This window comes from uncultured Aquimarina sp. (assembly GCF_947492115.1).
Taxonomy (GTDB): Bacteria; Bacteroidota; Bacteroidia; order Flavobacteriales; family Flavobacteriaceae; genus Aquimarina.
This window is the reverse complement of the sequence record NZ_CANLMM010000009.1, coordinates 144,115-159,202: the sequence shown is the minus strand read 5'-3', so window position 1 is coordinate 159,202 and position 15,088 is coordinate 144,115. Positions and strand designations below refer to the sequence as shown.

The 15,088-nt window shown below is 33.3% G+C and carries 17 protein-coding genes; 11 read left to right on the top strand and 6 right to left on the bottom strand.

Annotation, left to right across the window (positions count from 1 at the left end):
- Positions 1–29 precede the first annotated feature (29 nt).
- The 11 genes from Q1A73_RS21415 to Q1A73_RS21365 all read left to right on the top strand — a co-directional run bounded on the left by Q1A73_RS21415 (position 30) and on the right by Q1A73_RS21365 (position 7,891).
- Entirely contained in the window at positions 30–542 is a 513-nt protein-coding gene (locus Q1A73_RS21415; RefSeq protein ID WP_299609954.1) for a hypothetical protein, read from the top strand.
- A 205-nt stretch (positions 543–747) separates the two neighbouring features.
- Positions 748–1,320 carry a sigma-70 family RNA polymerase sigma factor gene (locus tag Q1A73_RS21410; protein ID WP_299609952.1) on the top strand — a complete coding sequence of 191 codons (573 nt, stop codon included), beginning with the start codon at positions 748–750 and terminating at the stop codon, positions 1,318–1,320.
- A 352-nt stretch (positions 1,321–1,672) separates the two neighbouring features.
- The gene (locus tag Q1A73_RS21405) at positions 1,673–1,855 is read left to right on the top strand and encodes a hypothetical protein (protein WP_299609950.1); all 183 of its coding nucleotides are present in this window, start codon (positions 1,673–1,675) and stop codon (positions 1,853–1,855) included.
- A gap of 19 nt (positions 1,856–1,874) precedes the next feature.
- Positions 1,875–2,048 (top strand): hypothetical protein, encoded by a 174-nt coding sequence (locus tag Q1A73_RS21400; RefSeq protein ID WP_299609948.1) that lies wholly within the window; start codon positions 1,875–1,877, stop codon positions 2,046–2,048.
- 102 nt (positions 2,049–2,150) lie between these two features.
- Positions 2,151–2,627, top strand: coding sequence for a hypothetical protein (locus tag Q1A73_RS21395; protein ID WP_299609946.1), 477 nt, complete (start codon positions 2,151–2,153; stop codon positions 2,625–2,627).
- Between the two features lie 61 nt (positions 2,628–2,688).
- Positions 2,689–3,156, top strand: coding sequence for a hypothetical protein (locus Q1A73_RS21390; RefSeq protein ID WP_299609944.1), 468 nt, complete (start codon positions 2,689–2,691; stop codon positions 3,154–3,156).
- Positions 3,157–3,316: 160 nt separating this feature from the next.
- On the top strand, positions 3,317–4,270 hold the full coding sequence (gene gwsG / locus Q1A73_RS21385; RefSeq protein WP_299609942.1) for a grasp-with-spasm system ATP-grasp peptide maturase: 954 nt from the start codon (positions 3,317–3,319) through the stop codon (positions 4,268–4,270).
- A gap of 189 nt (positions 4,271–4,459) precedes the next feature.
- Positions 4,460–5,545, top strand: a complete 1,086-nt coding sequence (gwsS, locus tag Q1A73_RS21380; protein ID WP_299609940.1) for a grasp-with-spasm system SPASM domain peptide maturase — start codon at positions 4,460–4,462, stop codon at positions 5,543–5,545.
- A gap of 75 nt (positions 5,546–5,620) precedes the next feature.
- Positions 5,621–6,772, top strand: a complete 1,152-nt coding sequence (locus Q1A73_RS21375; RefSeq protein ID WP_299609938.1) for a hypothetical protein — start codon at positions 5,621–5,623, stop codon at positions 6,770–6,772.
- 83 nt (positions 6,773–6,855) lie between these two features.
- Complete coding sequence (locus Q1A73_RS21370; RefSeq protein WP_299609936.1) at positions 6,856–7,404, top strand: DUF3575 domain-containing protein; 549 nt, start codon at positions 6,856–6,858, stop codon at positions 7,402–7,404.
- A gap of 7 nt (positions 7,405–7,411) precedes the next feature.
- Entirely contained in the window at positions 7,412–7,891 is a 480-nt protein-coding gene (locus tag Q1A73_RS21365) for a hypothetical protein (RefSeq protein ID WP_299609934.1), read from the top strand.
- A 138-nt stretch (positions 7,892–8,029) separates the two neighbouring features.
- On the opposite strand, the gene Q1A73_RS21360 is transcribed toward Q1A73_RS21365, so the two are convergent.
- From Q1A73_RS21360 to Q1A73_RS21335, 6 genes are all read right to left on the bottom strand, one after another.
- Positions 8,030–8,992, bottom strand: coding sequence for a sodium-dependent bicarbonate transport family permease (locus Q1A73_RS21360; RefSeq protein WP_299609933.1), 963 nt, complete (start codon positions 8,990–8,992; stop codon positions 8,030–8,032).
- A 21-nt stretch (positions 8,993–9,013) separates the two neighbouring features.
- Positions 9,014–9,304: a hypothetical protein gene (locus Q1A73_RS21355; protein WP_299609931.1), complete on the bottom strand. Its 291-nt coding sequence runs from the start codon at positions 9,302–9,304 to the stop codon at positions 9,014–9,016.
- 2 nt (positions 9,305–9,306) lie between these two features.
- Entirely contained in the window at positions 9,307–9,579 is a 273-nt protein-coding gene (locus Q1A73_RS21350) for a hypothetical protein (RefSeq protein ID WP_299609929.1), read from the bottom strand.
- A 355-nt stretch (positions 9,580–9,934) separates the two neighbouring features.
- Positions 9,935–11,215 (bottom strand): FAD-dependent oxidoreductase, encoded by a 1,281-nt coding sequence (locus Q1A73_RS21345; RefSeq protein WP_299609927.1) that lies wholly within the window; start codon positions 11,213–11,215, stop codon positions 9,935–9,937.
- Positions 11,216–11,282: 67 nt separating this feature from the next.
- Positions 11,283–11,534: a hypothetical protein gene (locus tag Q1A73_RS21340; protein WP_299609925.1), complete on the bottom strand. Its 252-nt coding sequence runs from the start codon at positions 11,532–11,534 to the stop codon at positions 11,283–11,285.
- 315 nt (positions 11,535–11,849) lie between these two features.
- Positions 11,850–14,918: a glycosyl hydrolase family 8 gene (locus Q1A73_RS21335; RefSeq protein WP_299609923.1), complete on the bottom strand. Its 3,069-nt coding sequence runs from the start codon at positions 14,916–14,918 to the stop codon at positions 11,850–11,852.
- Positions 14,919–15,088 lie beyond the last annotated feature (170 nt).

The window sequence follows — 15,088 nt, the reverse complement described above, 5'->3', positions numbered from 1 at the left end:
AACCAATAGTAACTTTATAGAATTCCGTAATGGCATTAGAAAATTTAATAAGCATTAGCTTTACAGAAGAAGAATTAACACAGCTAGATGGGCATTTACTGGGCATTCGCCAGATACTTACTGGTAAAACAGTAAATCTTACTCCTGATCAGCGTAGACAATACGGGCGTATTGCCAATCAGAACAAACTAATTGTAGACAAAGCCAAAAATTATATGGAGCAACATCCTAATTGGATTCCTAGTTTTATCGATAAAGAAGAGTTTGACAAAGACTACCTGGCACGTACGCAAGTAGAAAACAGAGTGCAACTCCTAGAAAATCTCACCCAACAATTGGTAGATACTAAAACCTTATTAGATCATGATAACTATACCAATGCCCTAAGTTTTTATCGCATGAGTAGGTATCTGGCTGGTGAAAATGAACCAGGTGCCAAATCGGTATATGAGGATAAGAGGGTACCCCTATCAACAATGGGGTGGCAAGCATTACAGGAATGCCTACAGCCAGTAAATTACTATCCAGCGGTAGTTTGTTAAGGGGATACACCCTTATGATATCCCAAATAGTAACATAGTAACAGATAGGATATTGATTCCCCTAATGGCTGCCATAATTGGAAGGTTAACGAAAGTCTGAACACCTACTACTTCAAACACGTATTGCTGTCTTATATCACGGTGTTTTTAAACATCGACAAGAATTCTTATGTCAAAAATTAAATAGGGAAATAAAAAGGAAAACATGAACTCAACAACAAACAAACATATCATAGCAGGGATTATCTCAGGGGATCATCTGGTGCTAAAATCATTTTATAAAAAAGACTTACCAGCTGTAAAAAAATATATCCTACGGTATCAAGGTACTATCGAAGATGTAGAAGATATTTTTCAGGAAGCGATGGTATTATTATATCACAAAGCTCGCTCTGGTAGTTTGGCTTCTTTGGAGTCCTCTATTCACACCTATTTTATTGGGATTTGCAAAAACAAATGGAGAAACCAGTGGCGTAGACAGCACATATTAGCATTTCAGGAACTTCATGAAAACTATACGTTAGATCCCTCGGAATCTGTAATAGAACAAATAACAAGAGCCGATGAGCAGGACCTGTTTTACAAACATTTTACACGATTAAGTAGCCAAAGTAAACAACTACTACAATTGTTTTTTGAAGGAAAAAGTATGAAGGAGATCGCTAGTCGCTTCGGACTATCAGAAGGCTACACTCGCAAAAAGAAACATATTCATAAAGAACGATTAGCTCAAATGATACAAAATGATCCTTTATATGCAGAGTTGGTAGTGAGTTAGTTTTTGAGTTCTTAGAGATTAAAGGCTGACGCACTCGAAGCCCTCTTTGTTATAATACGGACTTCGAGAGCCTCAGTCCTCGGATACCCAAAATCCGATGCAGAAACCTGAAACCAAACTGATAAATGAAAAATGAGTGGTAAGGAGGTTGGGTGTTAGGTGCTGGGAGACAGAAGATAGAAGTTAAGGAGTTAAGAATCAATAATTATGAGTGATTAATATTGAAAAGCTAATGCATCCAAAGATCGAACAATCTAAAAATCAACAATAAACCGTTGCGCAACGGACAAGGCGGAAACCGAAAAGCCTTTAATCATAGAGTAGGTACAAATTATTTTAATTTAAAAACAACATGGAAAAATTTGAAAGCTTAAAAATCGAACAAATTGGATTACGTAGTATTTATGGAGGAACAACTACTGAGTCAACTATGGCTAACTCCGATGGAACAACATCATGTGATGTTTACGAAGATACAAATGGTAATGGACATCCAGATGCTGGAGAATGTTTAGAATTCGTAGACTGTAAATAACTCTTAAAAAAAGAAAATTATGAAAACAATATTTGAACTTAAAAGTAAGGAATTGAACAATAATTTTTTATCAAAAATACTTGGTGGTACAGACCATCCTACCTGTATCAATGGAGCAGATGAACCTGATGTCTGGTCAGATAATGATGATGATGGAAAATTTTCTGTAGGTGATACAATCTGCTACGAGTAGACCTTTTAAAGCGAGTTGTCTATTATGGATAACTCGCTATAAACAATAAACGAAATATACTATTTTGTTTATCTTGGAAAAATATTTATAAACCAACAACAAATGAAATTAATCTTAAAAACATTAATCATATTGATACTAGTTTCTTGTGATTCATTATCTAAAGATGAAAAGCTAATAAAGGATAGAGAAAAGTTGACCAAAGAGCTTAAAAATATGGTAGAACTAGATCAAAAAGGAAGATTATTTATTACTGAACTTAAAAAAAAGCAACTGGATTCAAATCTAATTAAGTTTAAACGTGATTCATTCTGGAGTAAGCAGATCATAATCGATAATAACAATGTAAAACGATTGATCGAAATTACAAACACCTATGGGTTTCCAAATGTTGACAGATTACAAAGCCCTGTTCCAGCATGGTTAATATTTCAGCATACTCCTGAAGAGTATAAAGAAGAAGTTTCGGATCTATTAATAGAGGAACATAAAAGTGGTCGAATGCCAACCATGGAATACAATATGATAAAATGGCATTTAACAGGAAGAAAAGGGAGTCCATTTTCTTTTACAGAATAAATAATTTTAGATTAAACTCATTATGATATTACGATGTTTTTTTCTGATAACGATATTTTTTATGTTTTCTTGTAATCAGGCACAGCCAACGGAAATAGTGATCGAAGAGGCTTTTCGGAAAATCAATAACGAAAAACTCTGGAAAGAGTTAGAAGAAATGGTTCGGAATGATCAATACTACAGGAAGAAAATTAAAAACCTTGATAAAGAGAGTAATCAGTATCAAAAACAATGGGATTCTATTTGGCAACTACAACTAGTCATAGATCACAAAAACACAAAAAGGATTATAGAAATTACCGAAAAATATGGATTTCCAGATCCAAGGAGAACCGGCAAACCGATCTCAGTTTGGTTATTATTGCACCACTCTCCTAGAGAATATCACGAAGAAATTAAGTCATTAATAGATAGGGAATATAACTCAAAACGGATGGATAGTATAACCTATGGAATGCTTAAGTGGCACGTAAATGGTAGAAAAGGATATCCAGAAGGAACGGGATTACAGATTATTGATAACAGATAATATCATTTTTATATACTGAATCAGTCTTACTCTCTAAAAAAAACATATTCTTATAATTATACATCTGAAATGATATCATCTGATCCTATGGAATTTAGATAGACGATAAAAATTATTGCCTCTCAAAATTATAACTCAAAACTAATATATTTTACATACTATGATCCTCGTAATTGGTGATGCAAATGACATTACCACAAATATCACTATGGAATGGATTCAACATTACACCAAAAATGTAAAACGAATTAACTTCTCTGACTATACTCCTTTAAATAGTCTTAAGATCACAAATCAAAATTGCACTACAAAAATTGCAAGTGTAGATATAAGCAAAGTTGAAAAAATATGGCATCGTCGTGGAAGTATACGTTTTTTACCAAGTACACTTAGAAATGCCACCTCATCTTTATATGCTTATCTAAAAAAGGAGGAAGATAGTTTATTAAAATCGTTAGAAGATATTCTTGGTGATACTAAAGAATATATTGGTAGTTATCATAAGGAGGTTGAAAATTATAAAATTGATTATTTGTTAAAAGCAAAAGATTGTGGAATTCGAATCCCTGATACATTAATAACAACTTCCAAAAAAGAATTACAATCATTTTTTAATACTTATGATCAAATTATAACCAAAGACATTCGATATGGTATAAAGATAAAAGCTCGGGATTCGGGAATATATTCAGCAGGTACCTTTGTGGTATCCGAAGATATGATTACATCCATGAAAGACGATTTTGCTCCAACATTGGTACAAGAAAAGATTGAAAAAAAGTATGAAATCCGAGTTTTCTTTTTCAAAACCACCTTGTATCCTATGGCTATCTTATCACAAAACGACTCCAAAACTTCAGTCGATTACCGTAATTACAATAGAGAAAAACCTAATAGAAATGTTCCTGTACTTTTCCCAAAACACATTGAACAACAAATACTAAATTTTATAAAAAAATCTGGACTTTCTACAGGATCCATAGATCTTATTGTAGACAAGTCGGACAATTATGTATTCTTGGAAGTAAATCCGCAAGGCCAATTAGATTGGGTTTCAAAACATTGCAATTATTACATCGAAAAGAACATAGCAGAATATCTAGTTTCTAAATAATCAATATTAAAGTAATATGGACCATATAAAGAAAATACAACCCATCTTGCCACTTACGTTTCAAAAAGCAGAAATTAAAAAAAATAGAAGTTTCAAGCAACAAAATAATACAATTGCAATTAATTATATAGATACAGATGCAATGACCCCTTATAGTTTTTACAGACCCATTTCAAAAACTTTTACCCTATGAAAATTGAACAAGAAACTCCTTTTAAACTTATTGCAAATTGTATTCCTGTAAAAGGAGCTAAAAGAAGTTCTATTTGTGATCTTCATAGAGGATCTATACAACTAATTCCTAATGATTTATATGAATTAATAAAAAACCATGAAGGTAGTTCTATTTTAGAAATTAAAAAGAAATATGACCATAAGTATGATACCGTTATAGATGAATATTTTGAGTTTTTAATTGATCATGAGTTTATATTCTTTACTACTACTCCCGAATTATTCCCGAAAATGTCGATGAATTGGTATCAACCAAATACAATTACTAATGCAATTATAGATGTGGGAAAACAAAGTGATTATAATATATATCACGCTTTAGAAAATCTAAACGAACTTCGTTGTAAACATGTTGAGTTTCGTTTTTTTAAAAAGATTTCTCTGGAAGAAATTAAAACAATTGTAGAATTTTTGGATGATCAAAAATCATCTATCATCTCGATAGATTTTACAATCCCTTTTGACAATGATTTTGAGATAGAAACAATTCAAAATTTTATGTCTACTAATGGTAGAGTTTCTTCTTTTAGGTATTACGGAGGTCGTGAAAACAAATTCATCTCCCCAATTGATAGTAGAAGAGGATATATTATAATTACAGATACTATTATAAGTAACGAAAAATGTTGTGGTATCATCGACTCAAGTTTATTTTCTGTTAATATTAGTACATTTACAGAATCCCAGAAATTTAATTCCTGCCTAAACAGAAAAATTTCCATTGATACCAATGGTCATATCAAAAACTGTCCTTCTATGATGAAAAGTTATGGGAACATAACAGCTATAAGTCTAAATGAAGTAGTTGAGCAAAAAGAATTTAAAAAGTACTGGAATATCTCTAAAGATAAAATAAATGTATGTAAAGGTTGTGAGTTTAGACATGTCTGCACCGATTGCAGAGCATATATCGAAGATCCTGAAAATCTTTATAGTAAACCTCTTAAATGTGGTTATGATCCTTACACCAATACATGGGAAGATTGGTCAAAAAACCCTTTAAAATCAAAAGCTATTGAATATTATGGTTTACAAGAGTAATGAATAAAAAACTAAACTTATATAGTAACACTTTCTACATTTTTGACACTAAAAGGATAACTAACTGAATCAACTATGATGAATAAATATAACTTTCTACTTATAAGTATCCTTTTCACTCAACTCGCTATCGCACAACAAGGGTTTGATCCTTGTTTTCGGTTTGTGGCCAAAGACAGTGTAAAAATACACCTGGATAATGCAGAAAGACCTGTTACGCAAGATTGTGCTTTCTTTTACAGATTGGCCAAAGTAAATCCCGAAAACCTAATGATCGAAGGCGCTTTTGAAGATTATTATATAGCTAATGATGCTATTGCTACCAAGGCCACTATCATAGATGGATTATTAGAAGGAAAAGCTATCGTGTATTATGAAAATGGTAACAAATTGATGGAAGGCGTTTATAAAAATGGGAAGAAAGTAGGGACTTGGAAACACTGGTATGAAAATGGAAAACCTTATTTAACTTATAGCTACGAGGATAATACCGCTAAAATCTTGGAATACTATACAAAAAGAGGCAAGAAAAAAGTAGAAAATGGAAATAGTAAAGGAAAAACTATAATCATCAAATACCACAGACATGCTATCATAAAGGGAAAATTGAAAAATGGACTTCCAGATGGTCAATGGACATTATCTCGTAGCACTATAAATAGAATTGTTTTTAAAGAAGAATATAAAAATGGTAGATTTATTAAAGGAGAAGGATACCCATTTGGATCACGCACTTTAAAAAAATATACTGATACACCTTATATTAAATTAGATGATGGTATTGAAGCTGCCAGAATGAAAAACATAAAAGAATGTAATTCTTGTACCAAACATATGGCGCGCTATACAAAACTAGGATATCAATCTCCCGAAAAGGATACTAATTTTTATGAGTATCTCTCTAAACATTTTACTACCGATAATACCAAGGGATACACTATATGTAGTTTTGTTGTTACTACACAAGGTACACTAACAGATATTACTGTAGATCAAAGCAGTGCTGTTATCCATGATGATAGAGCTACTTTAAAAATGCTAATTCAACAATCTGGTTTATGGAAAGCAAGAATTATTAAAGATGTAATGCCTAAAAGAGGTCTAAACGGAATTTCTCGTAAAGATATTAATGAACCTACCCCAACGGTCATCAATTTTGTGATACATTATACGGATAAAGGATATCTACTATATCCAGAAACTATTGCCACAAAAGCCATACAGTAAAAAAACAGGAAATAATTCCCCAAAAATGGGTAACAAATTGGCTTAAAACTACACTAAAGTAATAGAAACTATACGTATCTTTTATGAAACACAAACTCATCGTCATAGTACTCTTATGTACTACCCTAATGTATGCTCAAAACACTAATACTGGAACGAGCAAACACCTATTAAAAGGAAATCTACTAATTACTCCTAGTTTGGAATATGAAAAAGGAGTAACCAATGCTACTACTCTAAGTCTACAATTAGGTGTAGAACTGGGAACGATAGAAAATGATTTCCTGGATGAAACCCGTGTCGTATTATATCCTACTTTGGACATCGATTACCGATATTATTACAACTTTAGAAGGCGGCAAGGAAAAGGAAAAAATACTACTCGTAACTCGGCAAATTACTTTGGATTAGCCAATTCTTTTTCGAATGCTAATACTGTTTTTAGTGATTTTAATCCTAGAGATGCTTATTTCATTACCATTGCTGGAGTATATGGTTTACAGCGAACATATTGGAAAAAACTAAATCTTAGATTCGAGTTTGGAGCGGGGTATGGATTTAGTGATATTCAGGAAACGATACTTCCGGTAGTAAATTTTTCATTGGGATGGGTATTATGGAATCAATCATAGTAAGAAGATGAAACAAGAACAACAACTCCTATATAAAGTCATGCGTCATTTTGAAGGAATGCAAAAAATGGAAGTTTTTGATTTTCTGCATAGAATGGAAGTATTATTGCATTATGCCAAAAACCCTTTGCGCCTAGAGCATCTTAAAAAAGTCATTTCTTCCAATATCGATCAGGAAGCAGATATACATCCTTTTGGGTTTACCATTTTACCAAATGGTAATTTCTGTGAACTCGAAGGTGCTAACGAGTGGATTCATATCTATAAAGAAAATAAAAGAGGTTGGAGTAGGTGTATTCCATTTAACACTTACTATTTTAAAACCAAATATGCACCCCTAGAATTGGTAAAACTTACTAAGAAACATCTGCAAGAAAATGTACGAAATACAAAACATGAGCATGAAGTAGGAGCATTTTTATCGGTTTATACTATTACTAAAAAAGATCATGCCAGTGGTAAAATGTCATTGCTGGAGATTGTTTGATTTTTGACATCGAGCAAGGAAAAAAGCTTTAGGTAAATTTCAATCTTATAGTAAGAGAAAACTGAATTTTAGTTTCTTATTATAGGATACTAAAATTCAGTCTTCACTTCTCACATAATGTCTCTTCTAGTATGTATACTAAAAACTTTGAATGACGTACATATAAATCGGCATGCCTAAGGTAATATTAAATGGAAATGTAATTGCTAATGCCATTGGCAGATACAAACTAGGATTGGCTTTGGGTGCTGCAATTCGCATCGCTGCTGGTACAGCAATATACGAAGCACTTGCAGCCAAAATAGCTAGTAAAAATCGATCCCCATCATTAGATAAAAATACTCCAGAAATCTTTGCTACGAATAGACCATTAATCAACGGAATAACGATAGAAAACAAGAAAGCAAACCATCCTTTTTTAAGCAATGCCCCGATTTTCTGACCGCTGGTAATTCCCATATCTAATAAGAATACGGCCAAAAATCCTTTGAAAATATCTGTGGTAAATGGTTTGATTCCTTCTGCTTGTGCATCACTGGCTATAAAACCGATCACTAAACTCCCTAGAATCAAAAGAACACTTCCGTTGGTAATGGCATGCTTCACCAACTGGAATAATTCGTTAGCAGATTTTTTTCCATTAGAATATAATCGTAGTAATAATACTCCAATGATAATAGAAGGTGCTTCCATAAGCGCCATCACCGCCACCATATGTCCTCCAAAATCAATTCCTTCCATCTCCAGAAAACTCACTGCCGTTACAAAAGTAACCGCACTTACAGAACCATAGGCCGCAGCAATTGCACCCGCATTTTCTACCGTAAATTTTAATCTTAAAATAAAAAATGTGTACACAGGAACTAAAAGCGCCATGACAATTCCGGCAGCAATCGCATAAGTGATATCTACATTGTACGAACTGTGAGCTAACTCTTGCCCTCCTTTGAAACCTATGGAGAGCAAGAGATATAATGAAATAAACTTAGAAGAGTTTTGAGGAATTTTAAGATCACTTTTTACTTGAGAAGCGATAATTCCTAATACAAAGAAGAGTAGTGCTGGATTGGTTAAATTATCAACCAAAAGATGTAAATTCATCTCTAAATATTAAATAAGGAGTTAATCAATAATTTCAATGTTTAAAACACCACTTATTTTCACTCTCTTACCACCTAACATTGCTTCTTTATAAATAGGTTTGAAATTTTCTTTTTCCTGTAATAGCTGAGATACTCTGCTGTCATCAAACTTCGTATCGCTATGCATATCTCCTTCGCAAATGGATAGCCTGTGTAACTTATGAAAATTTACTTTTTCTCTGATTAAACTATTAATCACATCGGATGCTTCTGATGGTGTAAATACTCCATCTACCAATTGTACCTTGTGTGTAACTTCTGTAGATACCATAATTATTCTGATTTTGATTTAAAATTATTCTTTGATTTAAATGCCAAGAAAGCAACAAGTCCTAGTATTGCTCCAACTTTTAGAAGCTCTGAAAACAATACACTATTTGCCAAATAACTCATTACAGCGACAACTGCATATAACAAAACGAATGCAACCAGCGCAATAATTTTGGAAAAAGTAAAGAGTTTGGATTTGTTGATTTGAAGTGTGAGTATCGATTTTTCGTTATGAACTTGTATCGCACTCGAAGACCATTTTATATCTGTTTCCATACTAATAGCTTTTTGATATTATTACTATGTTCTGGGTGTAAAATTACCAAGTCTAATTCATATGTTTTTATTTATATTTATAATAAGAAGCATAAAAATTATTTATGTATATTTAAAAACTAGAAAAATATGCTCAGTAACAATTTGTTTTTAACTAATTGAATAACAGATGTTTAAAACGTAATAAAGACCACCGATGAATTATGAAATACTGTCTACGATTTCCTGAAAAAATTAAAGTAATACGTCGCTAAAAAAATTGAAATTGTATGAAAATCTATCCATTTTCATCTAAATTTTTCAAATTCATGCAGATAAAAACGAGCACTAAAGATATTTTTATGAAATACCAGATTTATATGGAATCTGAGGTAAGTTCTTCTATTACGATTCCATTTTCTAAAGCATCAATAACTCCCATAGCGGCTCTTTCTCCAGATATCATTGCAGCGTTTAAAGAACCATTAAGTTGCTGGTCTCCTGCTATAAAAATAGTGGGTGTTAATCGAGTTTCTGAAGGTAACATTTCGTACTGTAGATTCGTGATATCAGGTAGTGCATGAGAGATATCGTAACGCTTTATAAACCGATCTACTTGAATAGAACAATGTTCTGCCAATTCTGCTGTAACCTTTGCTATCAACTCGGTTTCTGATAAATTATGTGATCTAACAACCGTTACCGACAATAGCTCTTTGTCAGAAGTGGTATTGGGTTGTAAAACCGTTGGGTAACAGATATTATTAATTAGCGTTTCTTTATGAGGGATAAGACCAATTAATGGTTTATGGATTGCTCGATCTTTTGTTTCGAAATACAGTGTATCACAACTTTTCCAAGTGATTTGCTGATTTTTCAGGTTCGGAATTATAAAACTAGGTTCTGTAGCTATGATGGTAAAATGGCTCTCGATTTCTTTCCCTTCTGTAGTTACAATTAAACCCTCAGTTACCTTTTCAACTTTAGTATTATATATAAACGAAGTATGGTCTAGTGCAGAGACCAATTGTTTCGCTATTTCTCCAATACCCAATTTAGGGATAGCCGCATTACCATCTCCGAACATTTTATAAACAAACTTGAACATCCTAGAAGAAGTCTGAAGGTTTTCTTCTAAGAAAATCCCAGTAAAGAAAGGTTTAAAAAACTGATGGATGATCTTACTAGAAAATCCAAAATCTTCTAAAAATGATACCGTGGTTTGTTCTCTTTCTTCGAAGATATCATGAATGGTTGTTTTTTTTAAAATCTGATTGAGTTTTAAAATCTTACTCTTATCAGAAAAGCTACCAATATTTGCAGTAATCGTAGGCCATAGTAATGATAGATCTCTTAGAGGATCTCCTATAATTTTCTGCTTGCCATCTTCAAATATTGCGGCTCCTGGCAAAAACTCCTGAAGCGCTAGTTCACTAAAATCTAAATATTGTTTCGCCGCTGGATATGAGGTGAGTAATACTTGAAAACCATGATCTATAGCATATCCTTCTATCTGATCTGTTTTTACTCTACCACCACAACTATCTTCTGATTCGATAATAACTGGATGATACCCAGATTTTTCTAGAACTTGCGCTGCAATTAAACCACTAATCCCAGCTCCAACAATATGAACTTTATACTCAGATTTTTTCAAACTTTTTATTTTTAATTGGTTTTAGATCTACAAATAAGCAACGGGAAGCAACGTCCCTCTCAGAATACTAGTTCATTCTAAGATTGAAATCTAAAATTCTACGGATATTCCTTTTGTACTTATTTCTGCAGTTTTTGATGATCCTTCTTTTTATGATATTGTTTATCTCTCCAGGCTGCACCCATTCCATAAGACCGTAATTGAAAATATTTTTATCATAACTATGTCGTATCATCCTGTTTTTGTAAAACGTGTAACTATCCTCTAGTCCTTTTTTTCCTATTACAACAGTACATAATTCTTCTAATCCTTCTTTCATTTTGTTTAATACTTTTCATTTTACATTAAACAAAAATACAATAATTGCATTAGATTTAAAAATAAGAAGCATCGAGAAATGCTACATATAAATTTGTTTAACAAATATTTACCATTCGTTTTGTCGCTGAAATATGCAAAAAGAGATCAACTAAAAAGGAGTATTCTTTGAAGTAAAAAATGATACGCTCATATCAAATACCAATTCTCATATGAAATGGTATTAGTTTCTTATCCGCCATAAGACTCTTAAAAAACAAACAGTCATAAAAATAAATTTATGACTGTTTGAATCCGTGCTATAATAGTTTCTCTATTAATGAACAATGACCTTCTTAACAATAGGCTTTTGCTTATTATTCACCTTAATGATATAGACACCTTTGCTAAGATTATTGAAACTGTATTCCGTTTGTTGAATATCAGATATACTTCGTATGGTTCTGCCTGAAATATCAAATAGTGTAATATTTCTGATACTATTATATTCGGATAACTTAAGATTTACGGTTCCCTTGCTTGGGTTAGGATACACTTGTACTGTGACTGCTTCATCTTTTACAATCGTTTCATCTGCTGCTCGCTGATCACATCCCGAAGCGAAACTGATCCAATCTAATTGAATATTCCTGCTTGCATTATGAAAATACAGATATACTACATGATTCCCTGAAGCAGAGACATCAACAGTCTTCTCTATATAAGTATTCCAACTTCCGGTACTTTCTGGGTAGATTTCTGCAATGGTATTGCTCTCCTGATTGTTATCGAGTCTAATTTTCATATATCCATTTTCGTTATTCCCTTTGGAATATCTGAAGGTAAACTTACCGCCTGATACATTTACATTATCAAACTTTAACCAATGCGAATAACCAATATTGGTCATTACTCCATTCGTATTGGTCAGCTGATAAAAATTCTCTACATGATCCTCTGCTTCTATTTTGTCGCAAGTAGTACCACCTCCAGAATTATCAGGTGCTTGAAATTTTATCCAATTTACATTGTACAATCCTCCGGATATATCTAATCGCAAAACCTGATTTGCATTTCCATTGGTAATTTCTACATTAGGTATGATAACATCCTGCCAAGATTGCCATCCATTGGTATTTGGGATTTGGGCAGATCCTAAAACAGATGTTCCTAATTTTAAAGCTATTGATTTCGTATTACTTTGAGTACTGGCTACTCTTAAAACAATATCATAAGTTCCCATACTAATACTACCAATAGTATACTCTAACCATTCTCCATTAGCAGTCCAGCCTACATTAGTACCTCCATTGGTATCGCTGGTATTTTGTATATCTACTCCTTCATTCGTTCTTCCTTGTCCTCCATTATTACTAGCATCGGCATCATTATAAGCGATTCCCTGTCCTCCGTTATCATAATCTTCTGCCTGAATGATTCCAGGAATGCTATGGCTTGTAAAAGGTGTCTGTATTGGATCTACCGGATCCCCTTCGGCAATTACTACACTTCCTAAATTAGTAGGACAATCATTGTTACCCCAACGCACCCATACGTTATAATTACCTGAAGAAAGATCATTAAATGTTGCAGATCCTGCATTATCATTTACTTGTAATGGATACGTTGTACCGCCATCGTTACTAAACTCTATAACACTTCTCCCAGAAACATCCGAGAACGTAAAGGTAATTTTTCCGTCATTTGCTCCTAGCGTCGTTTCATTTGTAGCACTAACGGTTGCAGTGGGAAACGGAGTACCATTACAATCGGGAATATCAATACCATCAGAAAAAGCTTTAAAGTTTCCTGATAAGTGCATAAAACTCATCATATATAATAACCCGTCGTAGTATCTATATTGACCTGCCGGAATAGGGGTATCAAAAAACTCATCGATAAAAGGCCATACTTTTGCATCTTCTAATGCCAAAGCTCCTACAGCATTACAAGCTACTAATCCTGGAGAGTGATCATTATTTCTACTAAAAGATCCATCCAAAGTCCATAAAGAACTATATCCAGGTTTATCTTTAAAGAAATCTATCTGATTATCAATCAACGGCTGAATGCTATTTTTACTTTTCTGAAACCATGCAAAGTCAAATCCCATATTCATAATATTTCTCCAAGCATCGAACTCAAAATTACCATGGTTTCCTTGGTTTACTGGTGTACCATCAAACTCTGAATAATCAGGCATTAATCCTGTTTGTGGATGTGCCGCTCTGGGCAATAAATACGTTCTACTTACATTGGCCATCTCTGCCCATAATTGATTGTTATTGTCTGCTTCTAACGCCCATATTTCATAAAAAGCCGGAAGGTGATACGATGGATCTGTAAAACTGGCCGAATTACCACAAATTCCAAATACTATTTGTCGCTCGTCTAGATCTACCAGACCTGTTGGACAAGATCCTGTACTAGGCGCTGGTTTGTTTAGCATACTATCTAAAATGTAATTTGCTTCTGCGCGGTAATTAATACCTCCTGTACTACCCCAAAGTCTATCGGCAAAAAACAAAGCGGTTACAAAATACTCCTCACCATCTGGTGCAGAATTCTGGTCAATCATAGAAAAATTAGTTCTGTTTAATTGCCAAGAGAATAAACCTTCTCTTTGGGTACCTTCGGGATGCTGACTATACCTTTTGGCAAAACGCCATAGGTTATCAAACTCAGCCTTTTTACCTAATTGTACACAGATCATCATTCCATAAGACATTCCTTCAGAACGAATATCATTATTCCCTGTATCTAAGATATACGCCATATCATTTCCTACTTCGTAATAAAGTCGTTCATTGTTACTATCACCATTAACAAAATATTGATCCCAAATAGCATTCATTTTCTGGGCTACAGCAGCTTCTGTTTTTCCAGATTCTACAAACATATTCCTATAGATTCCAGATTCAAACGATGGTACTGATGGAATTACTGGAGCTGATCTTGGTGGAGGTGGAGATCCTAAAAAAGTGAAAGTGATTTTATCCAAAAAGGTATCGTTAGATCCATTATCTGTGGTTAATTCTAATGTCAATGCAACAGGATTTGTACCTGATATAGTGATCTCTTTTGTGTTGGTGGACGTTGAGGTTCCCGAAAAACCAAATGAGCCCAAACTATTTCCGGCAAGCATTAAATCGATCCTTGCTTCATTGTTATTGGAAGAAGCCCCTGTAATTTCTACACGATACAAACCGGGGAGTGTGGAAAGATTTACGATACCTTCTGCTTTATCTCCATTGCCATAAAAAGCAACTCCATTAAATGGTGTATCGATAGCTCCAGCATAAGGACCACCAACATTTAGATCTTCGATCTGAACTGTGACTTGTCCTGATACCACCATAACACAGAGCAACAATAATGTGAATAGATTAGTTGTAATTGTTTTCATAAGAAGTTTGTGTTTTAGATAATTAGTTGACCCAAAACTATTATATTTTCTTTCAAACAATTACCTGACAATCAAATCCTTATAAAAAGCGTTAAAAAATTGAGGAAGTAACAAGAGGTTCTTATCTATTAATCTTGCTGACAGATAACGCAAATATCTGATATTCAAAT

Coding starts and splice junctions, on each gene's coding strand:
- Q1A73_RS21375 (WP_299609938.1), top strand. CDS start 5,621: ATGATGAATAAATATAACTTTCTACTTATAAGTATCCTTTTCACTCAA.
- Q1A73_RS21350 (WP_299609929.1), bottom strand. CDS start 9,579: ATGGAAACAGATATAAAATGGTCTTCGAGTGCGATACAAGTTCATAAC.
- gwsG (WP_299609942.1), top strand. CDS start 3,317: ATGATCCTCGTAATTGGTGATGCAAATGACATTACCACAAATATCACT.
- Q1A73_RS21360 (WP_299609933.1), bottom strand. CDS start 8,992: ATGAATTTACATCTTTTGGTTGATAATTTAACCAATCCAGCACTACTC.
- Q1A73_RS21390 (WP_299609944.1), top strand. CDS start 2,689: ATGTTTTCTTGTAATCAGGCACAGCCAACGGAAATAGTGATCGAAGAG.
- Q1A73_RS21335 (WP_299609923.1), bottom strand. CDS start 14,918: ATGAAAACAATTACAACTAATCTATTCACATTATTGTTGCTCTGTGTT.
- Q1A73_RS21415 (WP_299609954.1), top strand. CDS start 30: ATGGCATTAGAAAATTTAATAAGCATTAGCTTTACAGAAGAAGAATTA.
- Q1A73_RS21365 (WP_299609934.1), top strand. CDS start 7,412: ATGAAACAAGAACAACAACTCCTATATAAAGTCATGCGTCATTTTGAA.
- Q1A73_RS21355 (WP_299609931.1), bottom strand. CDS start 9,304: ATGGTATCTACAGAAGTTACACACAAGGTACAATTGGTAGATGGAGTA.
- Q1A73_RS21405 (WP_299609950.1), top strand. CDS start 1,673: ATGGAAAAATTTGAAAGCTTAAAAATCGAACAAATTGGATTACGTAGT.
- Q1A73_RS21340 (WP_299609925.1), bottom strand. CDS start 11,534: ATGAAAGAAGGATTAGAAGAATTATGTACTGTTGTAATAGGAAAAAAA.
- Q1A73_RS21400 (WP_299609948.1), top strand. CDS start 1,875: ATGAAAACAATATTTGAACTTAAAAGTAAGGAATTGAACAATAATTTT.
- Q1A73_RS21395 (WP_299609946.1), top strand. CDS start 2,151: ATGAAATTAATCTTAAAAACATTAATCATATTGATACTAGTTTCTTGT.
- gwsS (WP_299609940.1), top strand. CDS start 4,460: ATGAAAATTGAACAAGAAACTCCTTTTAAACTTATTGCAAATTGTATT.
- Q1A73_RS21410 (WP_299609952.1), top strand. CDS start 748: ATGAACTCAACAACAAACAAACATATCATAGCAGGGATTATCTCAGGG.
- Q1A73_RS21370 (WP_299609936.1), top strand. CDS start 6,856: ATGAAACACAAACTCATCGTCATAGTACTCTTATGTACTACCCTAATG.